Annotated in this window: 7 protein-coding genes; 4 read left to right on the top strand and 3 right to left on the bottom strand. The window is 63.7% G+C overall.

Features of this window, described 5'->3' with window-relative positions:
* Positions 1–237 (top strand): SDR family oxidoreductase (locus ACTS2Z_RS06195; protein WP_442572349.1); only part of this gene is annotated, 237 nt, incomplete at its 5' end.
* Positions 238–352: 115 nt separating this feature from the next.
* Entirely contained in the window at positions 353–1492 is a 1140-nt protein-coding gene (locus ACTS2Z_RS06190) for a GNAT family N-acetyltransferase (protein WP_442572348.1), read from the top strand.
* A gap of 78 nt (positions 1493–1570) precedes the next feature.
* Here ACTS2Z_RS06190 and ACTS2Z_RS06185 read toward each other — a convergent pair whose 3' ends face one another.
* The 3 genes from ACTS2Z_RS06185 to rmuC are packed head-to-tail and all read right to left on the bottom strand — an operon-like array spanning position 1571 to position 4271.
* Positions 1571–2341, bottom strand: a complete 771-nt coding sequence (locus ACTS2Z_RS06185) for a hypothetical protein (RefSeq protein WP_442572347.1) — start codon at positions 2339–2341, stop codon at positions 1571–1573.
* Positions 2338–2856 carry a peptide deformylase gene (gene def / locus ACTS2Z_RS06180; RefSeq protein WP_442572346.1) on the bottom strand — a complete coding sequence of 173 codons (519 nt, stop codon included), beginning with the start codon at positions 2854–2856 and terminating at the stop codon, positions 2338–2340. The genes ACTS2Z_RS06185 and def overlap by 4 nt, the downstream gene beginning before the upstream one ends.
* Positions 2857–2888: 32 nt before the next feature.
* Positions 2889–4271: a DNA recombination protein RmuC gene (rmuC, locus tag ACTS2Z_RS06175; protein ID WP_442572345.1), complete on the bottom strand. Its 1383-nt coding sequence runs from the start codon at positions 4269–4271 to the stop codon at positions 2889–2891.
* A gap of 186 nt (positions 4272–4457) precedes the next feature.
* Here rmuC and ACTS2Z_RS06170 point away from each other — a divergent pair, with 186 nt between their 5' ends.
* The gene (locus ACTS2Z_RS06170) at positions 4458–5600 is read left to right on the top strand and encodes a PQQ-dependent sugar dehydrogenase (protein ID WP_442572344.1); all 1143 of its coding nucleotides are present in this window, start codon (positions 4458–4460) and stop codon (positions 5598–5600) included.
* A 118-nt stretch (positions 5601–5718) separates the two neighbouring features.
* Positions 5719–6378, top strand: coding sequence for a DsbA family oxidoreductase (locus tag ACTS2Z_RS06165; protein ID WP_442572343.1), 660 nt, complete (start codon positions 5719–5721; stop codon positions 6376–6378).
* The last annotated feature ends 61 nt before the right edge of the window (positions 6379–6439 follow it).

The raw sequence follows: 6439 nt of genomic DNA, 5'->3' as shown, positions 1-6439 counted from the left end.
GAGCTGGGCGCTTTCGCCCAGCCTCTGCCCGTGGGCGGAAATCCCCATGACATCGCAAATGCGGCTGTCTATCTCGCCAGCGACGAGGCGCGCTTCGTGACGGGTCAGGCACTCGTCGTCGATGGTGGCCTGACCACGGGAACGGTGCCTGACCCCAATGGCGGCACGGCTGCGATCCTGGCCGAGGTGCTGGGCGTTGATCTGGCGAAGGTAAAGGCGGAGCAGGGCATAACCTGAAGACAAGACCGGCGTTAACCGTCCGTCAGGCATGGGTTAATCGAGGCGTGGAAACACCGCCCATTGGCACGATACATGCGAGTCCCGGCCTCGAGCAGGCAATGGAGCGACCAGCATGTTACGCTGTGAGACAATCAGAGCCGACGCCTTGAGCGCGCAGGATCATGCCGCCTGGGTCCAGATGGCACAGGCCACCGGTCTGGCATCCCCGCTGCTGCATCCCGATTTTGCCCAGACCGTGGCCCAGGCACGCAATGACGTGGAAATTGCCCTGTTCCGTGATTGCAGCGGCCTTGCGGCCGTTTTCGCCTACCATCGCCGGCCCGGCGGCTTTGCCCGGCCTATCGGCTCGGCCTTTTCCGATGTTCACGCAATTCTGCGCCGCGGCGATGTATTCGCCCGCGACGAGGAATTGCTCTCGATGGCGGGGCTGTCGCGTGCCCGCTTTTCCGCGCTCTTTACGCCTGACAAGCCGCCGGCCGCCGGGCTCGAGCCTGTGGGGCCGTCGCGCGCCGCGCTGAAGCGTTCAACAGCAGACGCACTCCTTTCGGAGCTGCAAGGCGAGCACCCCAAGCGCTTCAAGGACTTCCGCCGCCGCCTGCGCAAGCTGGAGACCGAGATCGGCGAGGTCCGTCTGGAACGCTGCACCGACCGCGAGACGCTCGATCAGCTGATCGCCTGGAAGCGCATCCAGTACCGCGAGACCGGACGCCATGACGTGCTGGCGCCGCGCTGGACCGCGCGCATGATGCATGCCCTTTTCGACAAGCCCGGCCCTGTGACCGGACGGCTTTACACGCTACGTGCTGGAGGACGTTTGCTGGCAGCCGAGTACGGCCCGGAAGGTCATGGCACCTTCCACCCCTGGCTGGCCGCCTATGACCCGTCATTGTCCGTCTACTCGCCGGGCCACTTGCTGGTCTACCTGCTCTTGTCCCGGATGGATGAGCTGGGCCTGACCCGCTACGAAATGGGTACGGGCCACGAGGACTACAAGAAATACTTCACCAATCACCGCTCCGAGCTTTTCAGCGGTCTCGCGCGTGCGCCGCATCTTGAGGAGCGCGTCCGGGAAGCTGCCACCCAGCTGATGAATGCCATCCTGGCGCTCGGCGGCGAACGGGTGCGCAGTTTCGGTGAGCGCATCCACAGCCGCATCGATCACATTGCCGCTGCCGAAACGAGTGCTGCCGGGCGCTGGGCAGGGCTTACCCGCGCCGCAGGCATGCTCTTCGCCGGACAGCGCAGCAGCTGAAACCCGCCTGATACCGATTGAAAAAGGGGCGCGGCCAGTGGCTGCGCCCCTTTTGATTTCCAGAACCGGTGAGAGGGCCTATTCGCCCGCTTCATCCTCCCAGCCCCAAGGGGTGGGCGGCGTCTCGACCGGTTCAGTCAGGTCGAACGTGACCTCGAACAGGCGGTTGGGACGCGTCAGGGCGTAGGTGAAGGTCGTGTCGGTAATTTCCATGATCCAGACATTGTCCATGGACACCGGAATGTTCTCCCGCTCGAACAGCTCGCGCGAGAAACCATCGGCCGGAAACTCGACGCGCGCCGTCACCGGCGGCGCAACACTTTCGCCGCCATACTGGGTCAGCGTGTCTTCCGAACCATCTTCATGACGGTGATCGTGCTTCAGGCGCAGCCGGCCATCATCCAGGCGGGTAATGACCCAGGTGCGCGAATGATCGCCGCCGACGTGGAAGGGCACGCGCACCTCGTTTGCGTAGCACTCGCGCACATGCATCACGAGACGCTCGCCAGCGAAAGCCGCATCGGCCTCGGTCACCGGGCTGGTGATTTCGCCTTCAAAGGCCTGGCCGCAATATTGCGACAGCCCTTCGATTAGACCGTCCTGACCGGCCAGCTCCGGCTCGGCTTCGGCGACGACAGCAGGCGCGTCTTCCGCGATATCGGCCATGGACGGCGCCGGCGAAGGCGCGACTTCAGCGTCGAGATCAGCTGCCGTCACTTCCGGATCGGGCACCGATTCCGGGAGCGGTTCGGGCTGAGGATCAGGAACATTGTCGTTGGGATCGCAAGCGGCGAGTAGCGCGGCCAGCGCCACGGAACTTCCCAGAAGGGCGAAACGTGAAAGTGTCATCCTGCGGCCTCCAATCGTGCCTTGACCAGTTTCTGGACCTTCTTCACCGCCCTTTCGCGTTTGAGGCGGGAAAGATAGTCGATGAACAGCACCCCTTCGAGGTGGTCCATCTCGTGCTGGATACAGACGGCGAAGAGATCTTCGGCAATGTCCTCGCGCGCGTTTCCGTCATAGTCGAGATACTTAACGCTGACGCGGGCCGGGCGTTCCACTTCGTCATAGACGTCCGGGATCGACAGGCACCCCTCGCTATAGGGCCGCGTCTCCTCGGTAAGCGGGGTCACGACCGGATTGACGAAATAGCGCGGGGCGTTGCGCTGCTCGGACAGGTCCATGACGATGACCCGCTTGTCGACGCCGATCTGGATCGCCGCAAGGCCGATGCCGTCTGCGTCGTACATGGTTTCCACCATGTCATCCATCAGGGTGCGTAGCGCGTCATCCACGCCGTCAACGGGCTTGGAAACCAGTTTCAGGCGCGGGTCGGGGACAGTGAGAATAGGATGTACAGCCATGGCGCAACAGGTAAGCGCCAAAGGCGTTTCGATCAAGCATCACCAGCCTTGGCCTCGTCCGCGCCGTCATCAGCAGGCGCAGCCAGCGCGCGCGGTGTCTCGTCCACCTGTTCAGGCGCTCCCAGCGCCTTGGTACTGGACGCAGCATTCAGCTCGGCCATCTTGCGCGTGGAAACCAGCACCCGGCTTTCCAGCGAGGCAACCGCACTGTTGAAATTGGTGGTGGCGGATTTCAGGCCCGTCCCGACGCGGGAGAGATAGCCGGTGAACGTGTGCAGACGGTCATGAATCTCCGCGCCGAGAGAGGCGATTTTGCGGGCATTGTCCTCCAGCGCCTGCTGGCGCCAGCCATAAGCGACCGCCTTGGCCAGCGCGAGCAGGGTAGAGGGCGTGACGATGATGACATCCTGCGCGATAGCCTCATCGAACAGGCCCGGCTCTTCCTCCATTGCCGCCGAATAGAAGCTCTCGCCGGGAATGAAGAGGGCCACGAAATCGATCGCACCTTCGACCGAGCGCGCATAATCCTTGCTGGCCAGCTGGCGGATATGGGTCTTCACCTGCATGGCGTGCCGGCGCAAATGCTGCTTTCGGGTGGTCTCGTCAGGCGCCTCGACCGCATCGAGATACGCCGATAGCGCCACCTTGGAATCGATCACGAACCGCCCGCCGCCCGGCAGGCGCACCACGAAATCCGGCCGCAGCGCCGCGCCTTCGCTGTCGCGGGCCTGGTACTGGCTTTCATAGTCGATGCCCTTGGTAAGACCGGCCAGTTCCAGCACGTTTTCGACCGTGCGCTCGCCCCACTGGCCGCGCGTTGTGGACGAGCGCTGGAGCGCGTTGACGAGCTTGGCGGTTTCCTGCTGCTGACCGGCAAGTCCCTGACGCAGCGCATTGATCTGCTCGCCAAGCTCGCCGCGATGGGAGGCGCGCTCCTTCTCGATGCTGTCCACAGTGGCCTTGAACTGGTCGAGCTTTTCACGGATCGGCGTCACCAGCTCCTTCACGCTGCCTTCGGCCTTCTCCTGGTTCTGCTTGAAGGTTTCGGCGGCCCGTTCGAGGAAGGCTTTCTGTGACTTGTCGAGCGCCTCATTGGCCAGAAGCTGGAACTTCTCCTGCACGGCATTAGAGAGCTGTGTCAGGCTTTCGCGCTCGCGGCGTACGGCTTCAGCCTCTGTCTCCAGACGGGCCTGCAAGGACGCCGCGGCTTGCTCTGCCTCGCGCCGGGCTGCCCGTTCGCTGTCCAGCTCGCTCTGGCGCTGGGCGCGCTCTGCCTCGTGGCGCGCCTGCTCCTCGGCGATGCGTTCCTTCAGTACCGTCTCGCGCTGGCCAGCACCGCGCATCAGGAGGAAGACCAACAACGCTCCCACTACGAAGCCGCCACCAGCAATGAGCGCGATATTGAGCATTTCCATCGGTGCTTTCCTCGTGACGACGCGAATCAGACTGGCAGACTAACCCGTAGCGCCGGCTCCGCCGCCAGTGTCCGCCAACCCGTTCACATCTGTGTCAGCGCGGCAACAAACACTGGCCAGCCGCGTTGCCATCCCTATCTCGGCGTGTGAACGCTTTTGCAAATCCGGATTGGGGAGATTTTGTACATGATCCGCACCCTTGCCTTGAGCCTTGCCCTGTCGGTCAGTTCCGGCGTCCTTTTTGCGCAGGAAATCTACGAAACCGAACAGGCGAGCTTCCGTGTTGAAACCGTGGCCGAAGGCCTGAACTACCCTTGGTCGATCGGCTTCCTGCCGTCCGGTGAAATGCTGGTGACCGAGCGCGATGGCGGGGCGCAAGGCCTGCGCATCGTCGATGCGGACGGCAATCTGGTTGCAACGCCCGTCAGCGGCTTGCCGGACGATGTCGTGGTGAACCGTCAGGGCGGCCTGTTCGATGCCATTGCCCACCCGGATTTCGCGCAGAACCGTCTCGTCTACATCTCCTACGCCAAGGGCACGCTGGAGGCGCACCACACCGCGCTCATCCGCGCCCGCCTCAGCGAGGACCTGACCACGCTGGAAAACGTGGAAGAGATTTTCGAGGTCAATTTCGACCACGCCACCAACCGCCACCATGGCGGCAAGATCCTGTTCGACCGTGACGGCTATCTCTGGCTGAGCCTTGGCGATGCCGGCAATCACATGGATGAGGCGCAGAACCCGGCCAACCATATCGGCACGCTCGTTCGCCTCAATGATGATGGCAGCGTGCCTTCCGACAATCCCTTCGCGGATGGCAATGGCGGCGCCCCGGAAGTGTGGAGCTATGGCCACCGCAATATCCAGGGCCTCGACCAGCACCCCGAAACCGGCACGGTGTGGAGCCATGAGCACGGCCCACGCGGCGGCGACGAGATCAATATCCACGCCACCAGCGGCCTGAACTATGGCTGGCCCGAAATCACCTACGGTATCAACTATAACGGCACGATCATCACCGAAGAGCGCGCCCGCGACGGGCTGGAACAGCCGATCTGGTACTGGAACCCGTCCATCGCAGCCTCCGGCATGGCCTTCTACACCGGCGATGCGTTCCCGCACTGGCAAAACGATGTGTTCGTCGGGGCGCTGGCCGGCATGCACATTGCCCGGCTTGAAACCGATGGTGACCGCGTGATCGGTCAGGAGCGCCTTGTAGAGGACCTGGAAGAGCGCATCCGCGACGTGCGCACCGGGCCTGACGGCTTCATCTATTTCACCACCGACAGTGACGAGGGCCGCGTCATGCGCCTCGTGCCTGCCGAGTAGCCTGAGCCGTGTTCCCTGCCGGCCATGCCGGCCGGGACAACACATCTGGCGGCTCGACATCAGGCCCGGCCCGGTCAATTCTCCGGCCGTCTCCAAGCTGCGCGAACCGATGCCCGCCATGACGCAAGTGAATGTCGATCTTGTCCTTGATCCGGTCTGCCCGTGGTGCTGGCTTGGCCATCGCTACTGGCAGGCGGCTCAAGACCTGGTGCCGGAAATTCCGGTCGAGACGATCCTGCGGCCCTTCCAGCTCGACGCGTCCGTGCCGCGCGAGGGCCAGCCCTATCGCGACTACATGAAGCGCCGGTTTGGCGATAACAGTTCAGGACGCTTCAAGGCGATGCGCGACCATCTCGAGCAGGCCGGTCCCGCCGCCGGTATCGTTTTCAATTTCGACGAAATCACCATGCGCCCCAACACGCTGGACGCACACCGGCTGATCCGCTGGGCGCAAGGTCAGGGCAAGGGGGCAGAGGCCGCCGAAGCCTTGTTCAAGGCCTATTTCGAGGAGCGGCGTGATATCGGCTCCAGCGCCGAACTCGCCGCGATCGCCGCAGATATCGGCCTTGATGCGACCCTCGTCACCGAACTTCTCGCCACCAGCCGCGACCGGGAGACGCTTGTTCGCGAGGAAGGCTTCTACCGCTCGCTCGGCGTCGCGGGCGTGCCCTGCTTCATCTTCAACGGCGCATTCGCGGTGTCCGGGGCCGAGGCCCCCGAGGTGCTGGCCGATGCGATCCGCAAGGCGGCAACCCTGCCGCCACCGGAGGATGCGTGACTGACGACCGCCCCCTCCTCGCATCCCTGATTGCCGGGATAATCCTTGGCGCCTGCACGCC

The organism is Glycocaulis sp. (assembly GCF_052168375.1).
GTDB lineage: Bacteria > Pseudomonadota > Alphaproteobacteria > Caulobacterales > Maricaulaceae > Glycocaulis.
This window is presented reverse-complemented; position numbering and strand designations above follow the sequence as displayed.

Excerpts from the sequence above, each read along its gene's own strand:
- ACTS2Z_RS06190 (WP_442572348.1), top strand. The coding sequence starts at position 353 with ATGTTACGCTGTGAGACAATCAGAGCCGACGCCTTGAGCGCGCAGGAT.
- ACTS2Z_RS06185 (WP_442572347.1), bottom strand. The coding sequence starts at position 2,341 with ATGACACTTTCACGTTTCGCCCTTCTGGGAAGTTCCGTGGCGCTGGCC.
- def (WP_442572346.1), bottom strand. The coding sequence starts at position 2,856 with ATGGCTGTACATCCTATTCTCACTGTCCCCGACCCGCGCCTGAAACTG.
- rmuC (WP_442572345.1), bottom strand. The coding sequence starts at position 4,271 with ATGGAAATGCTCAATATCGCGCTCATTGCTGGTGGCGGCTTCGTAGTG.
- ACTS2Z_RS06170 (WP_442572344.1), top strand. The coding sequence starts at position 4,458 with ATGATCCGCACCCTTGCCTTGAGCCTTGCCCTGTCGGTCAGTTCCGGC.
- ACTS2Z_RS06165 (WP_442572343.1), top strand. The coding sequence starts at position 5,719 with ATGACGCAAGTGAATGTCGATCTTGTCCTTGATCCGGTCTGCCCGTGG.